The organism is Microbacterium sp. USHLN272, assembly GCF_037149655.1.
Taxonomy (GTDB): Bacteria; Actinomycetota; Actinomycetes; order Actinomycetales; family Microbacteriaceae; genus Microbacterium; species Microbacterium galbinum.
On record NZ_JBBCRA010000001.1, the window covers coordinates 687,892 to 707,291 of the forward strand.

At 69.1% G+C, this 19,400-nt stretch carries 21 protein-coding genes, 1 tRNA gene and 1 other RNA gene; 11 read left to right on the forward strand and 12 right to left on the reverse strand.

The annotated features are described in order from the left end of the window. The 7 genes from ilvC to WFJ97_RS03500 form a co-directional block, all read right to left on the reverse strand. Complete coding sequence (gene ilvC / locus WFJ97_RS03470; protein ID WP_247622666.1) at positions 1–1,029, reverse strand: ketol-acid reductoisomerase; 1,029 nt, start codon at positions 1,027–1,029, stop codon at positions 1–3. 80 nt (positions 1,030–1,109) lie between these two features. Continuing rightward, a complete protein-coding gene (gene ilvN / locus WFJ97_RS03475; RefSeq protein WP_247622667.1) occupies positions 1,110–1,619 on the reverse strand; it encodes an acetolactate synthase small subunit in 510 nt (169 codons plus the stop codon). A gap of 2 nt (positions 1,620–1,621) precedes the next feature. After that, the gene (locus WFJ97_RS03480) at positions 1,622–3,424 is read right to left on the reverse strand and encodes an acetolactate synthase large subunit (RefSeq protein WP_247622668.1); all 1,803 of its coding nucleotides are present in this window, start codon (positions 3,422–3,424) and stop codon (positions 1,622–1,624) included. A 72-nt stretch (positions 3,425–3,496) separates the two neighbouring features. Next, the gene (gene ilvD, locus WFJ97_RS03485) at positions 3,497–5,212 is read right to left on the reverse strand and encodes a dihydroxy-acid dehydratase (RefSeq protein WP_247622669.1); all 1,716 of its coding nucleotides are present in this window, start codon (positions 5,210–5,212) and stop codon (positions 3,497–3,499) included. Positions 5,213–5,221: 9 nt separating this feature from the next. Continuing rightward, positions 5,222–6,019 carry a trehalose-phosphatase gene (gene otsB / locus WFJ97_RS03490; protein WP_336640490.1) on the reverse strand — a complete coding sequence of 266 codons (798 nt, stop codon included), beginning with the start codon at positions 6,017–6,019 and terminating at the stop codon, positions 5,222–5,224. 40 nt (positions 6,020–6,059) lie between these two features. Then, positions 6,060–7,466 carry an alpha,alpha-trehalose-phosphate synthase (UDP-forming) gene (locus WFJ97_RS03495; protein WP_336640491.1) on the reverse strand — a complete coding sequence of 469 codons (1,407 nt, stop codon included), beginning with the start codon at positions 7,464–7,466 and terminating at the stop codon, positions 6,060–6,062. 63 nt (positions 7,467–7,529) lie between these two features. Then, positions 7,530–8,777 (reverse strand): MFS transporter, encoded by a 1,248-nt coding sequence (locus WFJ97_RS03500; RefSeq protein ID WP_336640492.1) that lies wholly within the window; start codon positions 8,775–8,777, stop codon positions 7,530–7,532. A 210-nt stretch (positions 8,778–8,987) separates the two neighbouring features. On the opposite strand from WFJ97_RS03500, the gene WFJ97_RS03505 reads away from it, so the two are divergent. Further along, a complete protein-coding gene (locus WFJ97_RS03505; RefSeq protein WP_247622673.1) occupies positions 8,988–9,281 on the forward strand; it encodes a hypothetical protein in 294 nt (97 codons plus the stop codon). Between the two features lie 9 nt (positions 9,282–9,290). Here WFJ97_RS03505 and WFJ97_RS03510 read toward each other — a convergent pair whose 3' ends face one another. The 3 genes from WFJ97_RS03510 to WFJ97_RS03520 are packed head-to-tail and all read right to left on the reverse strand — an operon-like array spanning position 9,291 to position 11,912. Next, positions 9,291–10,475, reverse strand: a complete 1,185-nt coding sequence (locus WFJ97_RS03510; protein WP_336640493.1) for an acetyl-CoA C-acetyltransferase — start codon at positions 10,473–10,475, stop codon at positions 9,291–9,293. 5 nt (positions 10,476–10,480) lie between these two features. After that, positions 10,481–11,137, reverse strand: a complete 657-nt coding sequence (locus tag WFJ97_RS03515; RefSeq protein WP_247622675.1) for a 3-oxoacid CoA-transferase subunit B — start codon at positions 11,135–11,137, stop codon at positions 10,481–10,483. Between the two features lies 1 nt (position 11,138). Further along, a complete protein-coding gene (locus tag WFJ97_RS03520) occupies positions 11,139–11,912 on the reverse strand; it encodes a CoA transferase subunit A (RefSeq protein ID WP_336640494.1) in 774 nt (257 codons plus the stop codon). 103 nt (positions 11,913–12,015) lie between these two features. Between WFJ97_RS03520 and WFJ97_RS03525 the strand changes: the two genes are divergently transcribed. From WFJ97_RS03525 to WFJ97_RS03555, 7 genes are all read left to right on the forward strand, one after another. Then, the gene (locus tag WFJ97_RS03525; protein ID WP_336640495.1) at positions 12,016–12,804 is read left to right on the forward strand and encodes an IclR family transcriptional regulator; all 789 of its coding nucleotides are present in this window, start codon (positions 12,016–12,018) and stop codon (positions 12,802–12,804) included. A 36-nt stretch (positions 12,805–12,840) separates the two neighbouring features. After that, the gene (locus WFJ97_RS03530) at positions 12,841–13,281 is read left to right on the forward strand and encodes a MarR family winged helix-turn-helix transcriptional regulator (protein WP_336640496.1); all 441 of its coding nucleotides are present in this window, start codon (positions 12,841–12,843) and stop codon (positions 13,279–13,281) included. Then, positions 13,278–14,507 (forward strand): MFS transporter, encoded by a 1,230-nt coding sequence (locus tag WFJ97_RS03535; RefSeq protein ID WP_336640497.1) that lies wholly within the window; start codon positions 13,278–13,280, stop codon positions 14,505–14,507. Before WFJ97_RS03530 ends, WFJ97_RS03535 begins: the two co-directional genes overlap by 4 nt. 124 nt (positions 14,508–14,631) lie before the next feature. After that, positions 14,632–14,704 (forward strand) — tRNA-Lys (locus tag WFJ97_RS03540). A 128-nt stretch (positions 14,705–14,832) separates the two neighbouring features. After that, positions 14,833–15,630 carry an inositol monophosphatase family protein gene (locus WFJ97_RS03545; protein ID WP_247622685.1) on the forward strand — a complete coding sequence of 266 codons (798 nt, stop codon included), beginning with the start codon at positions 14,833–14,835 and terminating at the stop codon, positions 15,628–15,630. A 16-nt stretch (positions 15,631–15,646) separates the two neighbouring features. After that, a complete protein-coding gene (locus WFJ97_RS03550) occupies positions 15,647–16,225 on the forward strand; it encodes a hypothetical protein (RefSeq protein WP_336640498.1) in 579 nt (192 codons plus the stop codon). A 45-nt stretch (positions 16,226–16,270) separates the two neighbouring features. Next, positions 16,271–16,501 (forward strand): three-helix bundle dimerization domain-containing protein, encoded by a 231-nt coding sequence (locus tag WFJ97_RS03555; RefSeq protein WP_336640499.1) that lies wholly within the window; start codon positions 16,271–16,273, stop codon positions 16,499–16,501. A gap of 12 nt (positions 16,502–16,513) precedes the next feature. On the opposite strand, the gene WFJ97_RS03560 is transcribed toward WFJ97_RS03555, so the two are convergent. Further along, the gene (locus WFJ97_RS03560) at positions 16,514–17,593 is read right to left on the reverse strand and encodes an ATP-binding protein (protein WP_336640500.1); all 1,080 of its coding nucleotides are present in this window, start codon (positions 17,591–17,593) and stop codon (positions 16,514–16,516) included. A 163-nt stretch (positions 17,594–17,756) separates the two neighbouring features. On the opposite strand from WFJ97_RS03560, the gene WFJ97_RS03565 reads away from it, so the two are divergent. Together WFJ97_RS03565 and WFJ97_RS03570 are read left to right on the forward strand one after the other, a co-directional pair. Continuing rightward, a complete protein-coding gene (locus WFJ97_RS03565) occupies positions 17,757–17,927 on the forward strand; it encodes a hypothetical protein (protein ID WP_247622689.1) in 171 nt (56 codons plus the stop codon). Positions 17,928–17,972: 45 nt separating this feature from the next. Then, positions 17,973–18,119, forward strand: coding sequence for a hypothetical protein (locus WFJ97_RS03570; RefSeq protein WP_247622690.1), 147 nt, complete (start codon positions 17,973–17,975; stop codon positions 18,117–18,119). Between the two features lie 81 nt (positions 18,120–18,200). On the opposite strand, the gene ssrA is transcribed toward WFJ97_RS03570, so the two are convergent. Then, positions 18,201–18,570, reverse strand: a transfer-messenger RNA (tmRNA) gene (gene ssrA / locus WFJ97_RS03575). A gap of 163 nt (positions 18,571–18,733) precedes the next feature. Between ssrA and WFJ97_RS03580 the strand changes: the two genes are divergently transcribed. Then, positions 18,734–19,399 (forward strand): SIMPL domain-containing protein, encoded by a 666-nt coding sequence (locus tag WFJ97_RS03580; protein ID WP_336640501.1) that lies wholly within the window; start codon positions 18,734–18,736, stop codon positions 19,397–19,399. Position 19,400: the final 1 nt, after the last annotated feature.

The following is a 19,400-nucleotide window of genomic DNA, read 5'->3' on the forward strand; positions in this document are numbered from 1 at the left end:
TCAGCGCGCAGCGCTGCCGTCGATGTAGTCCTCGTCCTGCTGCTTCCATGCGAAGAGCGAACGCAGCTCCTTACCGGTGACCTCGATCGGGTGCTGCTCCTCCTTGGCGCGCAGCGCCAGGAACTCCTCGGCTCCGTTGTCCTGGTCGTCGATGAAGCGCTTCGCGAACGCACCCGACTGGATGTCGGCGAGCACGCCCTTCATGCTCTCCTTGACGCGCTCGTCGATGACGCGCGGGCCCGAGACGTAGTCGCCGAACTCGGCGGTGTCGGAGATCGACCAGCGCTGCTTGGCGATGCCGCCCTCCCACATGAGGTCGACGATGAGCTTGAGCTCGTGGAGCACCTCGAAGTACGCGATCTGCGGCTGGTAGCCCGCCTCGGTCAGCGTCTCGAAACCGGCCTGCACGAGGTGGCTGACGCCACCGCAGAGCACGGCCTGCTCGCCGAACAGGTCGGTCTCGGTCTCCTCGGTGAAGGTCGTCTTGATGACGCCGGCACGGGTACCGCCGATCGCCTTCGCGTACGAGAGTGCGAGGTCCCAGGCCTTGCCCGAGGCGTCGCGCTCGACAGCGATGATGTCGGGGATGCCGCGACCGGCGACGAACTCGCGACGGACGGTGTGGCCCGGCGCCTTCGGGGCGACGAGGATCACGTCGACGCCCTCGGGAGCATCGATGTAACCGAAGCGGATGTTGAAGCCGTGCGCGAAGGCGAGGGTCTTGCCCGCGGTCAGGTTGGGGGCGATCGACTCGCTGTAGATCGTGCGCTGGTGCTGGTCCGGCGCGAGGATCATGATGACGTCGGCCCAGGCGGTGGCGTCGGCGACGGTCTTGACCGCGAAGCCGGCCTCTTCGGCCTTCGGAGCCGACTTGGAGCCCTCCTTGAGGGCGATCGCGACCTCGACGCCCGAGTCGCGCAGGTTCTGCGCGTGGGCGTGGCCCTGCGAGCCGTAACCGACGATGGCGACCTTCTTGCCCTGGATCAGGGACAGGTCGGCGTCGGCGTCGTAGAAGATCTCGGTGCTCACTGTGTGTTTCTCCTTGTTCGTGGCGGTTCTTCTCGCTCCGTGCCGGACGGCGGTGGAGCGGATGGATGGGGGGGTCTGGGTCAGCCGCGCAGGACGCGTTCGGTGATGCTCTTGCCGCCGCGGCCGATGGCGAGGAGGCCCGACTGCGCGATCTCCTTGATGCCGAAGGGCTCGAGCGCGCGGAGCATCGCGTCGACCTTGCCCTTGTCGCCCGTGACCTCGATCACGAGCGCGTCGGCGGCGTAGTCGACCACCGAGGCGCGGAAGAGGTTCACGACCTCGATCACGTTCGAGCGGGTGGCGTTGTCGGTGCGCACCTTCACGAGCATGTGCTCGCGCTGCACCGAGGTGGCGAAGTCGAGCTCGACGATCTTGATCACGTTGATCAGCTTGTTGAGCTGCTTGGTGACCTGCTCGAGCGGCAGCTCGTCGACATCGACGACGACGGTGATGCGCGAGATGCCGGGCACCTCGGTCACGCCGACGGCGAGCGAGTGGATGTTGAATCCGCGCCGGGCGAAGAGCCCTGCGACGCGGGTGAGGAGGCCGGGGGTGTCCTCGACCAGGAGGCTCAGCACGTGGGTCGACATGGTCAGTCCTCCTCGTCGAATGCGGGCGCGTGCTCGCGGGCGTACTGGACGTAGCTGTTGCTGACGCCCTGGGGCACCATCGGCCACACCATGGAATCGGCGCTGACGACGAAGTCGATCACGACGGGGCGATCGTTCGTCTCGAGGGCGAGCTGGATCGCCGCATCGACCTCGTCCTCCTTCTCGACGCGGATCGCGAGGCATCCGTAGGCCTCGGCGAGCTTCACGAAGTCGGGGATGCGGACCGTGCCGTGCCCGGTGTTCAGGTCGGTGTTGGAGTGGCGCCCGTCGTAGAACAGGGTCTGCCACTGGCGCACCATGCCCAGCGAGGAGTTGTTGATGATCGCGACCTTGATCGGGATGTTGTTGATCGCGCAGGTCGCGAGCTCCTGATTGGTCATCTGGAAGCATCCGTCGCCGTCGATCGCCCACACCACGCGGTCGGGTTCGGCGACCTTGGCACCCATGGCCGCGGGCACGGAGTACCCCATGGTCCCGGCGCCGCCGGAGTTGAGCCAGGCGTTGGGGCGCTCGTACTTGATGAACTGCGCCGCCCACATCTGGTGCTGTCCGACGCCGGCCGCATAGATGCCCTCGGGGCCCGTCAGCTCGCCGATGCGCTGGATCACGTGCTGAGGCGCGAGCAGGCCGTCGGTCGGAGGCGTGTAGCCGAGCGGGAACTCGTTGCGGAGTCCGTCGAGGTACGACCACCACTCCTCGGTGTCGGGCTTCGCGCTGCCGATCGCGCCGCGGTAGGCGGCTTCGAGGTCGACGAGCACGTCGCGCACGTCGCCGACGATCGGCACGTCCGCGATGCGGATCTTCGAGATCTCGGCGGGATCGATGTCGACGTGCACGACCTTCGCGTTCGGCGCGAAGAGCGCAGCCTTACCGGTCACACGGTCGTCGAAGCGGGCGCCGAGCGAGATCAGCAGATCGGCCTCCTGCAGCGCGAGCACGGCCGGGACCGTGCCGTGCATGCCCGGCATGCCCAGGTGCTGCGGGTGCGAGTCGGGGAATGCACCGCGGGCCATGAGTGTGGTCACGACGGGCGCACCGGTCGACTCGGCGAGTTCGAGCAGTTCGGCGGACGCGCGTCCGCGGATCACGCCGCCGCCGACGTAGAGCACGGGCTTCTTGGCCTCGGCGAGCAGGGCGGCTGCGGCCTGGATCTGCTTGCCGTGCGCCTTGGTGACGGGGCGGTAACCGGGCAGATCGACCTTGGGCGGCCAGACGAACGGCGCGATCGCCTGCTGCGCGTCCTTCGTGATGTCGACCAGCACGGGACCGGGACGGCCGGTCGATGCCACCTCGTATGCGGCGGCGATCGCGCCGGGGATGTCGGCGGCGTCCTTCACCAGGAAGGAGTGCTTCGTGATCGGCATCGTGATTCCCACGATGTCGGCCTCCTGGAAGGCATCCGTTCCCATCAGCGTCGAGAACACCTGTCCGGTGATCGCCAGCAGGGGCACCGAGTCCATGTAGGCGTCGGCGATCGCGGTGACGAGGTTCGTGGCTCCGGGTCCGGACGTCGCGATGCAGACGCCCACCTTGCCGGAGGCGGATGCATAGCCCTCGGCAGCGTGGCCGGCACCCTGCTCGTGCCGCACGAGGATGTGACGCAGGTCGGACGCGTCCATGAGCGGGTCGTACACGGGCAGGATCGCGCCGCCGGGAAGCCCGAAGACGTCGGTGATCCCGAGCAGCTCGAGCGAACGGACGACGGCCTCGGCGCCGGTGATCTCGGGGGCGTTGGATTGACGGGCGGGCGGCCTCGGCACAGCCGAGACGGAGTCAGCAGTCATGACTTTCCTTCTGGTGATCTGTAGGGCATCGGATGCCGGAGACGACGATGCTGCGTGCCGAACGAGTCGGGATCAGCCCGTCGTCGCGCCTTCGGCGGCGGACCGCACGAGGCGTGAGTACTTGGCAAGAACGCCACGGGTATAGCGCGGGGGAAGCGGCTCCCAGCCAGAGCGGCGGGAGGCGAGCTCCGCCTCGTCGACGAGTAGGTCGAGAGAGCGAGCTGCGATATCGACCCGTATCAGATCACCATCGCGCACGAAGGCGATAGGACCTGCGTCCACCGCTTCGGGTGCTATGTGGCCGATGCACAGGCCGGTTGTGCCGCCTGAGAATCGTCCGTCCGTCAAGAGTAGTACATCTTTTCCGAGTCCCGCGCCCTTGATGGCCGCGGTGATCGCGAGCATCTCGCGCATGCCCGGCCCGCCCTTCGGACCCTCGTAGCGGATCACCACGACGTCGCCGGCGTTGATCTCGCCGTTCGCCAGAGCATCCATCGCTCCGCGCTCGCGCTCGAACACGCGCGCCGGGCCCTCGAACACGTCGGCGTCGAAGCCTGCGGACTTCACGACCGCTCCCTCCGGGGCGAACGAGCCGTGCAGGATCGTGATGCCTCCGGACGCGTGGATGGGGTTGTCGAACGTGTGGATGACGTCGCCGTCGACGGGATCGGGATTGAGGTCGCGCAGGTTCTCGGCGACCGTCTTCCCGGTGACCGTGAGTGCGTCGCCGTGGATCAGGCCCTCGTCGAGCATCGCCTTCATGATCACGGGGATGCCGCCGTGGCGGTCGACGTCGTTCATCACGTACTTGCCGAAGGGCTTCATGTCGGCGACGTGCGGCGTCTTGCTGCCGATGCGGTTGAAGTCGTGCAGGCTCAGGTCGATCTCGGCCTCGCGAGCGATCGCCAGCAGGTGCAGCACGACGTTGGTCGAACCGCCGAGCGCCATCGCGAGGGCGATCGCGTTCTCGAACGACTCCTTCGTCAGGATGTCCTTCGTGGTGATCCCCTGGCGCAGCAGGTTGACGACGGCCTCGCCGGAGCGGTGTGCGAAGTAGTCACGGCGACGGTCGGCCGAGGGCGGCGCCGCGGAGCCGGGAAGGCTGAGCCCCAGGGCCTCGGCCACCGAGGCCATCGTGTTGGCGGTGTACATGCCGCCGCAGGCACCCTCTCCGGGAGCGAAGGCGCACTCGATGCGCTTCAGGTCCTCCTCCGTCATGCGACCCGCGCGACAGGCGCCGACGCCCTCGAAGGAGTCGATGATCGTGATGTCCTTCTCGGTGCCGTCGGAGAGCTTCACCCATCCCGGCGCGATGGAGCCGGCGTAGAGGAACACGCTCGACAGCCCCAGGCGCGCACTCGCCATGAGCATGCCGGGGATGGACTTGTCGCAGCCCGCGAGCAGCACGGTTCCGTCGAGGCGCTCGGCCATGATGACCGTCTCGACCGAGTCGGCGATGACCTCGCGCGAGACGAGCGAGAAGTGCATGCCCTCGTGGCCCATCGAGATGCCGTCGGAGACGGAGATCGTGCCGAACTGCAGCGGGTAGCCGCCGCCCGAGTGCACGCCCTCCTTCGCACCCTGCGCGAGCCGGTCGAGACTCAGGTTGCAGGGCGTGATCTCGTTCCAGCTCGAGGCGATGCCGATCTGGGGCTTCTCCCAGTCCTCGTCGCCCATGCCGACGGCACGCAGCATGCCTCGTGAGGTCGTGGCTTCGATGCCGTCGGTGACGACACGACTGCGGGGCTTGATGTCGATGGACGCGCTGGCAGGATCGTGCGGAGACATGCAGGCAGTCTATTCCCGCCCGGCGGCCCGCTCGTCCGCCAGCGCGCCGAGAAGGCGTGCGACATCGACGGGTCCGTCGACGCGCAGCGCCGCGGCGCTCTCCCCCGGGCCGACACGCACGCCGAGATCGCCCGGCTGCAGCACGCGCATGGCGTCTTCATCGGTGACGTCGTCGCCGGCGAAGAGGATGCCGGTGGCGTGGAAGCGCTCGCGGAGCACTCCGATCGCGGCGTCCTTGCCCTCCGTCCGCGACGAGAACTCGAGCACGCGATGGCCCGCGCGACGGCGCCAGTGCGGGAACCGCTCGGCGGCGAGCGCGTCGATCTCGGCGAAGAGCTTCTCCTCGGTCTCCCGATCCGCCCGTCGTGTGTGCACACCCATGCCGAAGGTCTTCGGCTCGAACTCGGCGCCTTCGTAGCGGTCGATGATCGGACGAGCGGCCGCCCAGAGTTCCTCTCGGGCACCCTCCTCGGTGGCGTCGCCGGTCGGTGCGGCCTCGCCCTCGCCGGGGAACCAGTACTGCGCACCGTGCGATCCCGCGAGGGCGACCGGCGAGTCGTCCTCGTGCTCGGTGATGATGCGGAGGTCGTGCAGGCTGCGCCCGGAGACGAACGAGACGATCGTGTCGGGCAGGGCCGTCAGACGACGGATCTGTTCCACGGTCTCCGACAGCGCGCGGGCCGCCATGGGATCGGGCACGAGCGGCGAGGCGACGCCGTCGAAGTCGAGGGCGACGACGAGGCGCTCGGTACGCGCGAGCGCGCTCAGTTCGGGCGAGGGGGTTCCGGGGATCCAGGGGCTGGTCATGGGTGTCTCCAGTCGTGGGGGCGGGAAGATGCGGGGCGGCTCAACGGCGTGCGTCGTCGAGCGCGGAGAGGAACGACGACGACCAGGCGTCCACGTCGTTCTCGAGCACGCGGCGACGGAGCGAGCGCATGCGCTTGCCCTGTTCGGCCGGTGTCATCTCGACCGCGGTCATGATCGCTGCCTTGACGCCCTCGATGTCGTGCGGGTTGACGCGCACCGCCTGGCGGAGTTCGTCGGCGGCGCCCGTGAACTCGCTGAGGACGAGCACCCCCCGGTTGTCGACGCGCGTGGCGACGTACTCCTTCGCGACCAGGTTCATGCCGTCGCGCAGAGCGGTGACGAGCATGACATCGGCCGCGAGGTACAGCGCGACCATCTCCTCGCGGGGATATCCCTGGTGCAGATAGCGGATCGCGGTGTGCCCCATCGTGTCGTTGTCGCCGTTGATGCGCCCGACGGCCAGCTCGATCTCGTCGCGCAGGTGCACGTACGCGTCGACGCGCTCGCGGCTGGGGCTCGCGACCTGCACGAGCGTGACGTCGTCGACGCTCAGACGCCCCTCGGCGAGGAGCTCGCCGTAGGCCTTGATCCGGTGACGGATGCCCTTGGTGTAGTCGAGGCGATCGACGCCCAGCAGGATGCGCTTCGGGTTGCCGAGGCTCGCACGGATCTCCGCGGCTCTGGCCTGGACGGCGGGGTTCGCAGCGAGATCCAGGTAGGGAGCGGTGTCGATCGAGATCGGGAAGGCGCGGGCGACGGCCGTCCGGATCGAGCCGTCGTCCTGCGGGACGGCGATGTTCGCGCCCTTGACCTCGTAACGCAGGCGGCGCCGCACGGCGGTGAGGAAGTAGGTGGCGTCCTGCGCGCGCTGGAACCCGATCACGTCGGCTCCGAGCAGGCCCTGCAGCACCTGGTCGCGCCAGGGCAGCTGCGCATAGAGGCCATGCGCGGGGAAGGGGATGTGGTGGAAGTACCCGATCGTGACGTCCGGGCGGAGCTCACGCACCATCTGCGGAACGAGCTGCAGCTGGTAGTCGTGCACCCACACCGTGCCGTCTTCCGCGACCGCGGCGGCCGCCGCCTCGGCGAAGCGCCGGTTGACGGTGACATAGGCGTCCCACCACTCGCGGTGGAACTGCGGGGGCGCGATGACGTCGTGGTACAGCGGCCAGATGGTGTCGTTGGCGAAGCCCTCGTAGTACTCCGCGACCTCCTGCGCACTCAAGGACACCGGGATGAGGTGGATGCCGTCGGCCTCGAAGGGGTCACGCTCGACGTCGGGCTGGCCGACCCAGCCGACCCACGCGCCGCGGGTGCTGCGCATCATCGGCTCGAGAGCCGCGACGAGTCCGCCGGGCGACGTGCGCCAGGTCTCCTCCCCGTCGGGGCCCTCGACCCGATCGACGGGAAGACGGTTGGCGACGACGACGAACTCTGCAGCGGCCAAGATGGCTCCTCACACCAGGGGGTACCCCCAGGCTATCGAGGTTCGCGGCCCCGGTTCACCGCGTCACGCCGCGACGACCACGTTCCGCGCACGCGTGCGGCTGAGCACCCAGTTGACGAGACCCGCTGCGAACGCGACCCCGGCCGCGACGATCGGCAGCACGAGCGCCGCCGAGGTGCCGACGTTCTCGGCGAGCTCACCGGCGACGGCCGCGCCGATCGACTGACCGACGACGATTCCCGAGCCGAGCATCGTCATGACCGTCGCCGAGCGTCCGAGCGGGCTGCGCGCGGCGCCGAAGCTGTACTGCGTCACGAGCGTCGGGCCGATGCCGACCCCCATGATGCCGAGAGCGAGCATCATCATCGCGGGAGAATCCACGACGCCCAGCAGGAGCGAGCCCGCGAAGAGGATGCCCGAGAAGACCAGCCACCGGGCGCGGAGCGAGAAGCGGACCGGAAGCCACGCGACGCCGAGCGCCAGGACGGCCGAGCCGACGCCCATCACACCGTAGAGCAGACCCGCCTGTTCGGAGGCGCCCCGATCCGCCATGAACGACGTCAGCGAGGTGAGCATGGTGCCGAAGAACATGCCGACGCCGAGGATGCCGATCACGACGATGACGAGCTGCGGGCGGAAGAGTTCCGACACCGCCGAGGGCGCTGCCCCGTCGGCCCCGCGCACGGCGGCGACGTGTCGACCGCTCGGGTGGAGGGCGAACGCACCGACGAAGACGATCGTCAGGACCGCCGCGCCCACGAGAGGAGCCCACGGCGCGATCAGCGACGCGAGGATGCCGACGATGAACGGTCCGAAGACGAACACCGTCTCGTCGGCGGCGGACTCGTAGGCCATGGTGCCCGAGACCGTGCGGGCCCGGCGGGTCTCCGGCATCCGCTCGCTGATCATCGTGACCAGCCGCGCACGCGACAGCGGCGATACCTGCGGGGCCGTCGCTCCGATGCCGGCTGCGGCCAGGAGAACGAGGCCGTCGACTGCGTCGCCGTAGACGACGAGGGTGAACACGACCATCATCGTGCCGTTCGCGATGGCGAGCAGCAGCAGCACGGTCCGCTGGCCGTAGCGATCCGCGGCGGCACCGAGGAGCGGGCCGAAGCACGCGGTGCCGAGGCCGACCGCGGCGGAGGTGAGCCCGCCGAGCGACAGCGATCCGCGCGCCGAGACGACGACGGTCAGCACGCCGACGACCATCATCGCGAAGGGCAGTCTCGCGATGAAGGCGATGAGGAAGTAGGGGAAGCCGGCGAGACGGAAGAGGCTCGGCTCGGTGGAGGTGTGTGTCTGGGTCATGGCTCTCGCGCGCCCGCGGACGCGGTGGTCGGGTGCCGCCGCTGTCCGTCGGAGTGCCGACGGCCGGTAGATACACGGTTCTACGGTCGCGGGCGAGCCGCGACTGACACCCATGATAGCGAGTGCCGATCCGAAGGGGCTGTATGCCCGGCATCCGGTGTTCGTGTCAATCCCCCGCCCCGGCCGGGACTCGGGCGGTAGCGTAGGGGCATGCGCTATCTGTTCAGCACGGGCCTGTTCGGAGCGATCACCACCGGTGTCTCGCTCCTCCGCGGCACCCGCGAGTCCCCCGTCACCTGGCGCGCTGCGCTCGCCTGGATCAGCTGGGCCATCACCTTCGCCCTCGCGATCGGCGCCGTGCGCGACACCCGCCGCTTCGACCGCGGTCTCGAGGTCGCCCTGGATTCGCCCCTCGCCCCCGCGCAGGCGAAGCGCGCGAACCGCGACGAGAAGCAGGCGCAGAAGGCGGCGGCGCAGAAGCGCACGCGCCGCCGCTCCTCCTGAGTCCGCGCGTCACCGGGTGAGGATCAGCGCCTCTCCCTGCCCGCCACCGCCGCAGAGGCCGACGGCCGCCGTGCCGGAGCCGCGACGCGCCAGCTCGTGCGCCAGGTGCACGACGAGGCGATTACCCGATGCGCCGATCGGATGCCCGATCGCGATCCCTCCCCCGTGGATGTTGACGAGCGCGGGATCCAGGCCGAGTTCGACCTGCGAACGCGCGACCACGGCGCCGAACGCCTCGTTGATCTCGACCAGATCGAGATCGGACGGCGAGATCCCCTGCTTCTCGCACGCGCGTTCGATCGCGCGCGCCGGCTGCGCCTGCAGGGAGTTGTCCGGCCCGGCGGTCTGGCCGCTTGCACCGACCGTCACGAGGACGGGCCATCCCTTCTCCGCGGCGAGCGCGCGCGTCGTGACGACGACGGCAGAGGCTCCGTCGGAGATCTGCGAGGAGTTGCCCGCCGTGATCGTGCCCCCTTCTGCGAAGGCGGCACGGAGTCCTGCGAGCGACTCCACCGTCGTGTCGGGGCGGATTCCCTCGTCCGCCGCGACGAGCAGGGGTTCCCCGCGGCGCTGAGGCACCGAGACCGTGACGATCTCGTCGTCGAACACGCCCGCAGCCTGGGCGGCCGCCGCACGCTGATGCGAGAGCGCGGCCACGGCGTCCTGAGCCTCGCGCGTGAGCTCGTATCGGGCGTTGTGCCGTTCGGTGGACGCTCCCATGCTCTCCCGGTCATAGGCGTCGGTGAGCCCGTCGTAGGCCATGTGATCGAGCACCTCGACACTGCCGTAGGCCCATCCGTCGCGTGACCCCATGAGCAGGTGCGGGGCGCGGGTCATCGACTCCATGCCGGCCGCGACGACCACCTCGGCATCTCCCGTGCGGATCATGCGAGCGGCGTCGATGATCGCGGTGAGGCCGGAGAGGCACACCTTGTTGACGGTGTGCGCGGGCACGTCCCAGCCGATGCCCGCCCCGATGGCCGCCTGACGCGCGGCGTTCTGCCCGGATCCCGCCGAGAGGACCTGCCCGACGATGACGGCGTCGATGTCCTCCGGGGGAATGGATGCCTGCTCGAGCGCGCCGCGGATCGCGAAGGCGCCCAGCTGCGGGGCCGTGAAGGCCGCGAGCTGACCCTTGAGACGACCCTGCGGGGTGCGGGCGGCGGAGACGATGACGATATCGGTGTCGTGCATGCCCTTCAGCCTCTCAGACCGGCGAGCGCGGGCGACAGTGTCAACGGGGGCTCGGTGGCGGCGATGACCTCGTCGGCGGTGACTCCGGGGGCCGTCTCGACGAGCACGAGGCCCGCCTCGGTCACATCGATCACGGCGAGGTCGGTGATGATGCGGTCGACCACCCCCCGACCGGTGAGCGGCAGGGAGCACCGATCGACGATCTTGGCGGATCCGTCCTTCGCGACGTGCTCCATGAGCACGATGACGCGTGCGGCGCCGTGCACGAGGTCCATCGCCCCACCGGGGCCCTTGACCATCTTCCCGGGGATCATCCAGTTCGCCAGGTCCCCGGTCGCCGACACCTGCATGGCGCCGAGGATCGCGGCGTCGATCTTGCCCCCGCGGATCATGCCGAAACTCGTCGCCGAGTCGAAGAACGCCGATCCCGCGAGCACGGTGACCGTCTCCTTACCCGCGTTGATGAGATCGGGGTCGACGGCATCCTCCGTCGGGTACGGGCCGACGCCGAGGATGCCGTTCTCGGACTGCAGCACCACGGTGACGCCCGTCGGTACGAAGTTCGGGACGAGGGTGGGAAGCCCGATGCCGAGGTTCACGTACGAGCCGTCCTCGAGCTCGACGGCGGCGCGGGCGGCCATCTGGTCTCGGGTGAGCGCCATGTCAGACTCCTTCCGTGGCGACGGTGCGTCGCTCGATGCGCTTGGGGAGGTCGGGTCCGACCTCGACGACGCGGTGCACGTACACGCCGGGCAGGTGCACCCCGTCCGGGTCGAGTTCGCCCGGTTCGACGAGGTGTTCGACCTGCGCGATGCAGATCCGGCCCGCCATCGCGGCGAGCGGGTTGAAGTTGCGTGCGGCCTTGGTGAAGACGAGATTGCCGTGGCGGTCTCCGACGGCAGCGTGCACGAGGGCGAAGTCGGTGGTGATCGCCTCTTCCAGCACGTATTCGCGGGCGTCGTCCCCCTCGCCGAAGGTGCGCACGTCCTTGGCGGGCGAGGCGACGGCGATCGTGCCGTCGGGAGCGTATCTGCGCGGCAGACCCCCTTCGGCCACCTGCGTGCCGACGCCCGTCTGCGTGAAGAAGGCGGCGATCCCCGACCCGCCGGCACGCAGCTTCTCGGCGAGGGTTCCCTGCGGGGTGAGCTCGAGCTCGAGTTCACCGGTGAGGAACTGACGCTCGAACTCCTTGTTCTCGCCCACGTACGACGACGTCATCTTGCGGATGCGGTGCGCTCCGAGCAGGATGCCGAGACCCCAGTCGTCGACGCCGCAGTTGTTGCTGACGACGCTCAGGTCCGTCGTCCCCTGGGCGAGCAGAGCTTCGATGAGGGCGATGGGGTTCCCGGAGAGGCCGAACCCGCCGACGGCGAGGGACGCTCCGTCGGGGATGTCGGCGACCGCCTCCGCGGCAGAGGGCCAGTGCTTGTCGATCACGCGTACTCCTTCGAACGGGCGTTGGGTCCAGCTTGACGGTCGCGCGGTGGGAGCGACAGCGGATGCTTGCGATGTGGACGTTTCGCCGAGTAGCGTCCACATTATGGAACGAGCGTCGACGAGCGTACCGGGAGCGCAGGCCATCGCACGGGCGGCCGGACTCCTCCGCCTCGTCTCGGGCGGGCGCCCCGAAGGGATGGCGCTCCAGGAGCTCGCCCACGCCGCCGACCTGTCGAGGTCGACGACGCATCGCCTGCTCAGCGCGCTCCGCGCCGAGGGACTCGTCGATCGGGACGACACGACCGCCCGCTGGATGCCCGGGCCCGAGCTGTACCTCATGGGCAACGCCGCAGCCGCGCGCTACGATGTCACCGCTCTCGCGCGCGACATCGTGCGGTCGCTCGCCGTCAAGACCGAGGAGAGCGCCTTCTTCTCGGTACGACGAGCCGATGAGACCGTATGCCTCCTCCGTGAGGAAGGCGCCTTCCCGATCCGCTCGTTCGTGCTCAGCGAGGGCGTGCGCTTCCCCCTCGGCGTGGCGAGCGCGGGCCTCGCGATCCTGGCGTTCCTTCCCGACCACGATGTGGATGCGTATCTCGGTCGGCATCCGGAGCTCGCGTCGACGTGGGGCCGCCCGCATGCGCAGAAGCCGCTACGTGCGCGCCTCACCGAGACGAAGGAGCGCGGCTTCGCGGTCAATCCCGGCCTCATCGTGGAGGGCAGCTGGGGCATCGGCGCGGCCGTGTTCGATCGCCACGGCCGTCCGGAGTGGGCTCTGAGCCTGACGGGCGTGGAGTTCCGCTTCGGCCCTGATCGCCTCGCGCACCTCGGCCGCACGCTGCTCGCTCACGCCCACGAACTCTCGGCGAGGATCGCGGGCGCTCGCCACTGACACCCATTACATACCATCGGGTATATACTCGTTGGTATGCAACGTTCGGAAGTGATCCCCTCCATCGTGCTCTCGGCGTATGCGCTCGGCCGCATCGCCGCGCAGGATGCCGGCAACGAGGCACCCGCCGCCCAGTGGCGGGTGCTCAGCCTGCTCGGCCGACAGGGCGCCTCGCGAGTCGGCGAACTCGCCGCCGCCGCTCGCACCACGCAACCGGGAATGACCCGCCTGATCGGCGCGCTCGAGCGCGACGGACTGGTGCGCCGCTCCCCCGACCCCGCCGACTCCCGCGCGGTGGTCGTCGAGGCGACGGACGCCGGAGCCCGTGCTCTCGCCGCCTGGCGCGATGAGTTCCGCGACACGCTCGCGCCGCGGTTCCACGCGCTCGACGACGCCGACTGGGCGACCCTGACCCGTGCGGCCGAGATCCTCGCCGCGCACACCGACCCCACCGACCGAAAGGACTCCTCGCAGTGAACACGACCGCCACCCCCTCCGTCTGGAAGCAACCCGCGCAGGTGTGGGCCGTCGCCTTCGCCTGCGTCGTCGCGTTCATGGGTATCGGACTGGTCGACCCCATCCTCCCGGCGATCGCGGAGTCCCTGCAGGCCTCGCCCGTCGAGACCGAACTCCTCTTCACGAGCTATCTGCTCGTCACGGGCCTCGCGATGCTCGTCACGAGCTGGATCTCGAGCCGGATCGGCGCGAAGGCGACCCTCCTCATCGGGCTCGCGCTCATCGTCGCGTTCGCCCTGCTCTGCGCCCTCAGCGGCAGCGTCGACGCCGTCATCGGCTTCCGCGCCGGGTGGGGCCTCGGTAACGCGCTCTTCATCTCCACCGCTCTCGCCACGATCGTCGGCGCGGCGTCCGGCGGCAGCAGTGCGGCGATCATCCTCTACGAGGCGGCACTGGGTCTCGGCATCGCGATCGGTCCGCTCCTGGGCGGGCTCCTCGGCGAGATGAGCTGGCGCGGACCCTTCTTCGGCGTCGTCGCCCTCATGGCGATCGCGTTCGTCGCGGTCCTCGTGCTGCTGCGCGGCCCCGCCGAGAAGCGCACTCCGGTGCCGTTCTCCGCCCCCTTCACCGCGCTCCGCCGCCCGGCGCTCGCGATCCTCGCCGTCGCCGCGCTGTTCTACAACATCGGCTTCTTCGTGCTCCTCGCCTTCTCGCCCTTCCCCCTCGGCTTCGGCGCACTCGGCATCGGCTTCACGTTCTTCGGCTGGGGCGTCGCGCTCGCGATCACGAGCGTCTGGGTCGCTCCGCTCCTCATGCGCCGGATGCCGCGGACCCGCATCATCGTGACCGTGCTGCCCCTGCTGGCGGTCGATCTCGTCGCGGCCGGCTTCCTCGCCGGCAACCCTGCGGCCCTCGTCGTGTGCATCATCATCGGCGGCCTCCTGCTCGGCATCATGAACACCGTGCTCACCGAGGCGGTCATGGAGGCCACCGACCTCCCCCGTTCGGTCGCCTCGTCGTCGTACTCGGCGGTGCGCTTCCTCGGCGGGGCGATGGCCCCTCCCCTCGCCGCACTGCTGTGGCACTCGTTCAACGTGACGGTCCCGTACCTGTTCGCCGCGGCATCCGTCCTGATCGCCGCTCTCACGGTCTTCCTGGGACGGCGCGCACTCGCCCACATCGACTCGCACGGTGCGGTTCCCGCCGCCGAAGACGCCCAGGCGATCCTCGTCGGCGACGCCGCCTGATCATCCGCCCCGGGAGCGTCGCGCCACCTCGATCGCTGCGACACTCCCGGGGGTGCGGGCTCGATTTCGCACCGCGTCGATCCCCTGGTAATGTAATTCCTCGGTCGGGGTCATCCCGGGCCACGCACCTCTAGCTCAATCGGCAGAGCAACTGACTCTTAATCAGTGGGTTCTCGGTTCAAGTCCGAGGGGGTGCACGGATCAGCCTCGTTGACTCTCGCCAGTCTTCGGGGCTTTTCTGCTTCTCGGGCACGTCTTCTCGGCCGCGTCACCGGACGGTCATCCCCCGATCGAGACCCTCGGCACGGGCGACTACGCTGGTGGCGTGACCGCCATCCCCCGCGCATCCGACTTCCGCAGCGATCTCGAACTCGCCCTGCGTCTGGCCGACGCGGCCGATGCGCAGTCGCTCCCCCGGTTCGACGCCGCCGATCTGCAGATCTCGACCAAGGCCGACAACTCCCACGTCACCGATGCCGACCTCGCGACCGAACGCGCGATCCGCGACATCCTCGCGACAGAGCGCCCGGAGGACGGCATCTTCGGCGAGGAGTTCGGTGCCGAAGGCGACACTCACCGCCAGTGGATCATCGATCCGATCGACGGCACCGCCAACTTCCTGCGCGGTGTGCCGCTCTGGGGCACGATGATCGCCCTCGCGGTCGACGGCGTTCCGCAGGTCGGCGTCGTCAGTATGCCCGCGCTCGGCCGACGCTGGTGGGCCTCGCCCGAGGAGGGTGCCTGGACGGCGACGGAGAACGAGCCGCGCCGACTGCACGTCTCCTCCGTCTCGTCGCTCGACGACGCCAGCGTCAGCTTCCAGAGCATCGCGCAGTGGGCGGATGCCGGACGCATCGACACTCTCATCGCGCTCGCAGACCGGGTGTGGCGCGACCGCGCCTACGGTGACGTCTTCTCGTACATGCTCCTGGCCGAGGGACGCCTCGACATGGTCGCCGAGTTCGACGTCAAGGAGTACGACATCGCGGCCGCAGTGCCGATCGTCCGCGAGGCGGGCGGCACGATGACCGACTACGCGGGGGCCGAGACGATCTCGACGCGCTCGACACTCGCCACCAACGGCATCCTGCACGACGCCTTCCTCACCTTCCTGCATCCCTGATCTCCCGAGGCCCGCGATGATCCCTCCCCGCATCGTTTCCATCACCGCCGGAGCAGCGTTCCTCCTCGCCGCTCTGACGGCGTGCTCCGCCCCTGGCGAGACCGCCCCGACCCCGACGACCGACCCCGCGACGTCGGCGCCGCAGGCGAGCGTCGAGCCGGCCGCGACGCCGGACCCCGAACCCACCTCCGCAGCGCTCACGTGCGAGTCGATGATCTCGCCCGGCACGGTCGCCGCGCTCACCGAAGCGGGGTGGACGGCCGAGACCAAGGACTTCGTCATCGGCGACACAACCATCCCGGAGGACGAGGGCCTCCTCTGCTTCTGGGGCGACTACGCCGTCGCCTCCGATCACGGCCAGCTGTACGGTTGGGCCGAGCTGAGCGCGGGCGCGGCGAGCGATGCGCAGACGTCGCTCCTGGCCGCGGGGTGGCATCGCGAAGACGGTCCCGAGGGCGTGTACATCACCGAGGATCCGCAGTACGCGATGGGCACCGACGACGACGGGTACGGCATGACCTACCTGTTCGGCGACGGGTGGGTGAAGCTCGCCGACACCAAGCAGGGCCTCCTCCTCATCGAAGGCGCCGGTTGAGAGGACTCCATTGCGGATGCCGGGCAGCCGGGAGACAATCGGCCCATGAGCGAACGCAACGACGAAGCGAACACCGCCGCGATGCTCGACCGGATCGCCACCCGATTCCCCGACGTTCCGAGGGAGAGCATCGAGCACATCGCCCACGAGGAGCACGAACGCCTCAGCGGCGGGCGCATCCAGGATTACGTGCCGGTTCTCGTCGAGAAGGAGACCGTCGAGCGTCTGCGGACCGGAGCCGTCCCCGTGCAGACGCCGATCCCCGAGGAGTCCTGAGCGCGTCGACGCTCACGCCATCGGTACACGGACGTCGCCGCCCGCTTCCTCGGTGAGACGCGCTCCCATCTGCACGAACGTCGGCTCGGCGATGAAACCGCCGGCGAACAGCGCCTGACCCTGCGTGAAGGTCTGCGCACGACGGATGGCGTCCTCCGAGGCGAACCCGAACACTTCGGCGAGTTCGGCAAGATCGCGTGGAGCGTTGACGCGCATCAGCCCGAGGTTGTCGCACTGCGACAGCACGTTCGGGTGGATCTTCGTGGGGCGCTGTGTCGACAGGAAGAGCCACAGCCCGAACTTCCGGCCCTCCGCGGCGATCTGCACGAGGCGCGCCGTCAACTCCCGTTCCACGGCCGTCGTCGGCTCCGGAACGCAGAGGTTATGAGCCTCGTCGATCACGATCAGCAGCGGTCGGCGCTCTTCCCGACGCGCCCAGAGATCCTCCAGAACGGCCAGGGCGGCGACGCCGGGTTCGGCCGGATGATCGAAGCCTCCGAGGTCGAGGACCGTCACCCTCGGGCGCTCGCTGATCACGTCGACGACGGATGCCGCACCACGCGACCACAGCTCCCACTCGAGCACTTGGAGGTTCTCCATGCGATTCGCGAGTCGCACCTTCACCGCCTCCCCGCTCTCGCGGAGGCCGCGGATCATCTCCGCCGAATCGAACTGCCCGGACGACACCTGCGTGTGCAGCAGCGCGTTGTACTCCTCGGCATCCGCGATCGGATCGATGCGCAGCACAGCGGCCTTGGCCGCCGGCGAGAGGTCCACGTAGCGCACCCGCAGACGCTCGCCCTCCGCACGGCCGGAGCGGAACACACGGACATCGAGATCGCCCAGTCGGCGCGCCGCTGCGTCATCGGTGCCGGGGCGGATCTCACGCAACCGCACGAAGTCCGCGTTGGGATCGAAGACGAGCACGGGTAGTTCCGTGTGCAGGAGCAGCTGCTCGAGCACCACGCCCAGTGCGTAGGTCTTGCCGCTGCCGCTCTGGCCGCACCAGAAGGTGTGCCGATTGAATCGTCGCGGGTCGAGCTGCACCGGCTCGGCGCCCTCGATCGTCGCTCCGATGACGAACTCTCCCATCGCTGCCCCTCTCGGTCGCTCCCAGAGTGCACCATGGACCCCTCGTGCGGAAGGCCTGCATGGCATCACATCCGCGCGAAAAGGGCAAGGGAGCAGACGTAGATGGCTGTGCGTGGTTCGCTCAGGACCCAGCGACGCAGACCGCGCCGCGGAAGGAGCGCACATGTCCGACCCGTTCTCCACTCCGCTCGCACCGGGCGAGCAGCCCACCAGGCCCGAGCCGCTCGATCCCACACCGGGCGAGCCTCTCGCCCCCGTTCCGGACGAACCGCTCGCGCCGAACCCGGAGGAGCCGTTGGCGCCGAACCCGCAGGAACCGACGATCCCGCTCTAGAGCGCCGCATCACTCCCCCATCCGACCGAGAAAGAAGGTGACGCCATGAACGCAGACAGCGATCGCAACGACATCAGCACGGAACAGTCCCCGGGCCCCGAGGAGAACGACAACCTCGGCGCAGAAGATGCCAAGGGCGAGCCGCCCACGGTACCGCCGACGCACGGTGACGACGTGTCGGCGGAGAAGTAACCGCCGTCGCCCCACGAAGAAGGCCCTCGGGTTCCCACACATGATGGGAACCCGAGGGCCTTCTCCTTCGCGACAGCGACCTGGTGGAGCTGGGGGGAATCGAACCCCCGTCCAACGCTGAGTCTCCACGCCTTCTCCGGGCGCAGTCTGTGAAGACGTTCTGCTCGGCTCCGACCTTTGTCACAGACACCTAAGTCGACGAGCCCAGCCTGGGAAGAGTCCCACGTGGCGTCCAGACGCCACCACGCAGCAAGATTCCTAGATGACGCCAGGATCCGTATCGGAATCACATACGGCCTGACGGACTATCGGGCTCGCTTATGCAGCGAGGGCGAAGTCGTTGCGCTTGGTTTCGGCAACTATTGTTTTGCAGAGAGCGTTTACGAGATAACTCTGCATCCTCGGCCCGCTTCTCGTGGATTCACAGGCGCTGTCGAAACCGATCAGCCCCGTGGTCCTTCTCTCGAAGGAGCCGCTGTCGCACTGTGGAGTTTTCATCCGGATGCCGTGGCACCCAGCTTCACAGGATACAACGGATCCTGCGCACCTGCCATTCCCGGCGCTGAGCAGTCGCCGTCATTCGTGCGTCAGGTGCCTGGCGTAGAGTCGGCCCCATGAGCGATGTCACCGTCACCGTCCGCGGCGAGCACGAGGCGCGCGTCGCGCCGGAGCGCGCCACCATCCGCGTCACCGTCCGCTCCGAGGGCCCCGAGCGGGCGGCGGTCGTCGACACCGTCATGCGTCTCGCCGAACCTCTGCGCGCGAGCATCACCGAGCGCAGCGACGCTCAGACAGTCGTCGACTGGTCGAGCAAGCGCCTCTCGGTGCGCGCCGAGAGGCCGTGGAACAACGAGGGCAAGCGACTCGCTCCGGTGTACTACGCGAGCATCGACTTCACAGCCACGTTCACCGAAGCATCCGAGTTGTCGATCTGGGTGTCCGACATCTCCGCCTGGGACGGCGTCGAGGTCGGCTGGGTGAACTGGCACCTCACGCCCGAGACGCGGACGCGCATCGAGCGCGAGGTCGCCGCCGCGGCCGTCGGAGTCGCCGTCACCCGCGCCGAGGCCTACGCCGGCGCCCTCGGACGCGATTCGGTCACGCCCGTCGAGATCGCCGATGTCGGACTCATCTCGAATCGCGAGGCGCAGCCCGCGGCACCGATGCTGAAGGCGCGCGGGGCGGCTTTCGCGATGGCAGACGCCTCACCCGGAATGGAGTACGAACCGGAGGAGATCGTCGTGTCTGCCACGGTCGAGGGGCGGTTCATCGCCTCCTGAC

Bases quoted from the DNA above. Each gene is read 5' to 3' on its own strand.
- otsB (WP_336640490.1), bottom strand. From the start codon at position 6,019: ATGACCAGCCCCTGGATCCCCGGAACCCCCTCGCCCGAACTGAGCGCG.
- WFJ97_RS03525 (WP_336640495.1), top strand. From the start codon at position 12,016: ATGGAACGAGCGTCGACGAGCGTACCGGGAGCGCAGGCCATCGCACGG.
- WFJ97_RS03565 (WP_247622689.1), top strand. From the start codon at position 17,757: ATGTCCGACCCGTTCTCCACTCCGCTCGCACCGGGCGAGCAGCCCACC.
- WFJ97_RS03570 (WP_247622690.1), top strand. From the start codon at position 17,973: ATGAACGCAGACAGCGATCGCAACGACATCAGCACGGAACAGTCCCCG.
- ilvD (WP_247622669.1), bottom strand. From the start codon at position 5,212: ATGTCTCCGCACGATCCTGCCAGCGCGTCCATCGACATCAAGCCCCGC.
- WFJ97_RS03580 (WP_336640501.1), top strand. From the start codon at position 18,734: ATGAGCGATGTCACCGTCACCGTCCGCGGCGAGCACGAGGCGCGCGTC.
- WFJ97_RS03555 (WP_336640499.1), top strand. From the start codon at position 16,271: ATGAGCGAACGCAACGACGAAGCGAACACCGCCGCGATGCTCGACCGG.
- WFJ97_RS03550 (WP_336640498.1), top strand. From the start codon at position 15,647: ATGATCCCTCCCCGCATCGTTTCCATCACCGCCGGAGCAGCGTTCCTC.
- WFJ97_RS03505 (WP_247622673.1), top strand. From the start codon at position 8,988: ATGCGCTATCTGTTCAGCACGGGCCTGTTCGGAGCGATCACCACCGGT.
- ilvN (WP_247622667.1), bottom strand. From the start codon at position 1,619: ATGTCGACCCACGTGCTGAGCCTCCTGGTCGAGGACACCCCCGGCCTC.
- WFJ97_RS03515 (WP_247622675.1), bottom strand. From the start codon at position 11,137: ATGGCGCTCACCCGAGACCAGATGGCCGCCCGCGCCGCCGTCGAGCTC.
- WFJ97_RS03560 (WP_336640500.1), bottom strand. From the start codon at position 17,593: ATGGGAGAGTTCGTCATCGGAGCGACGATCGAGGGCGCCGAGCCGGTG.
- WFJ97_RS03530 (WP_336640496.1), top strand. From the start codon at position 12,841: ATGCAACGTTCGGAAGTGATCCCCTCCATCGTGCTCTCGGCGTATGCG.
- WFJ97_RS03510 (WP_336640493.1), bottom strand. From the start codon at position 10,475: ATGCACGACACCGATATCGTCATCGTCTCCGCCGCCCGCACCCCGCAG.
- WFJ97_RS03500 (WP_336640492.1), bottom strand. From the start codon at position 8,777: ATGACCCAGACACACACCTCCACCGAGCCGAGCCTCTTCCGTCTCGCC.
- WFJ97_RS03480 (WP_247622668.1), bottom strand. From the start codon at position 3,424: ATGACTGCTGACTCCGTCTCGGCTGTGCCGAGGCCGCCCGCCCGTCAA.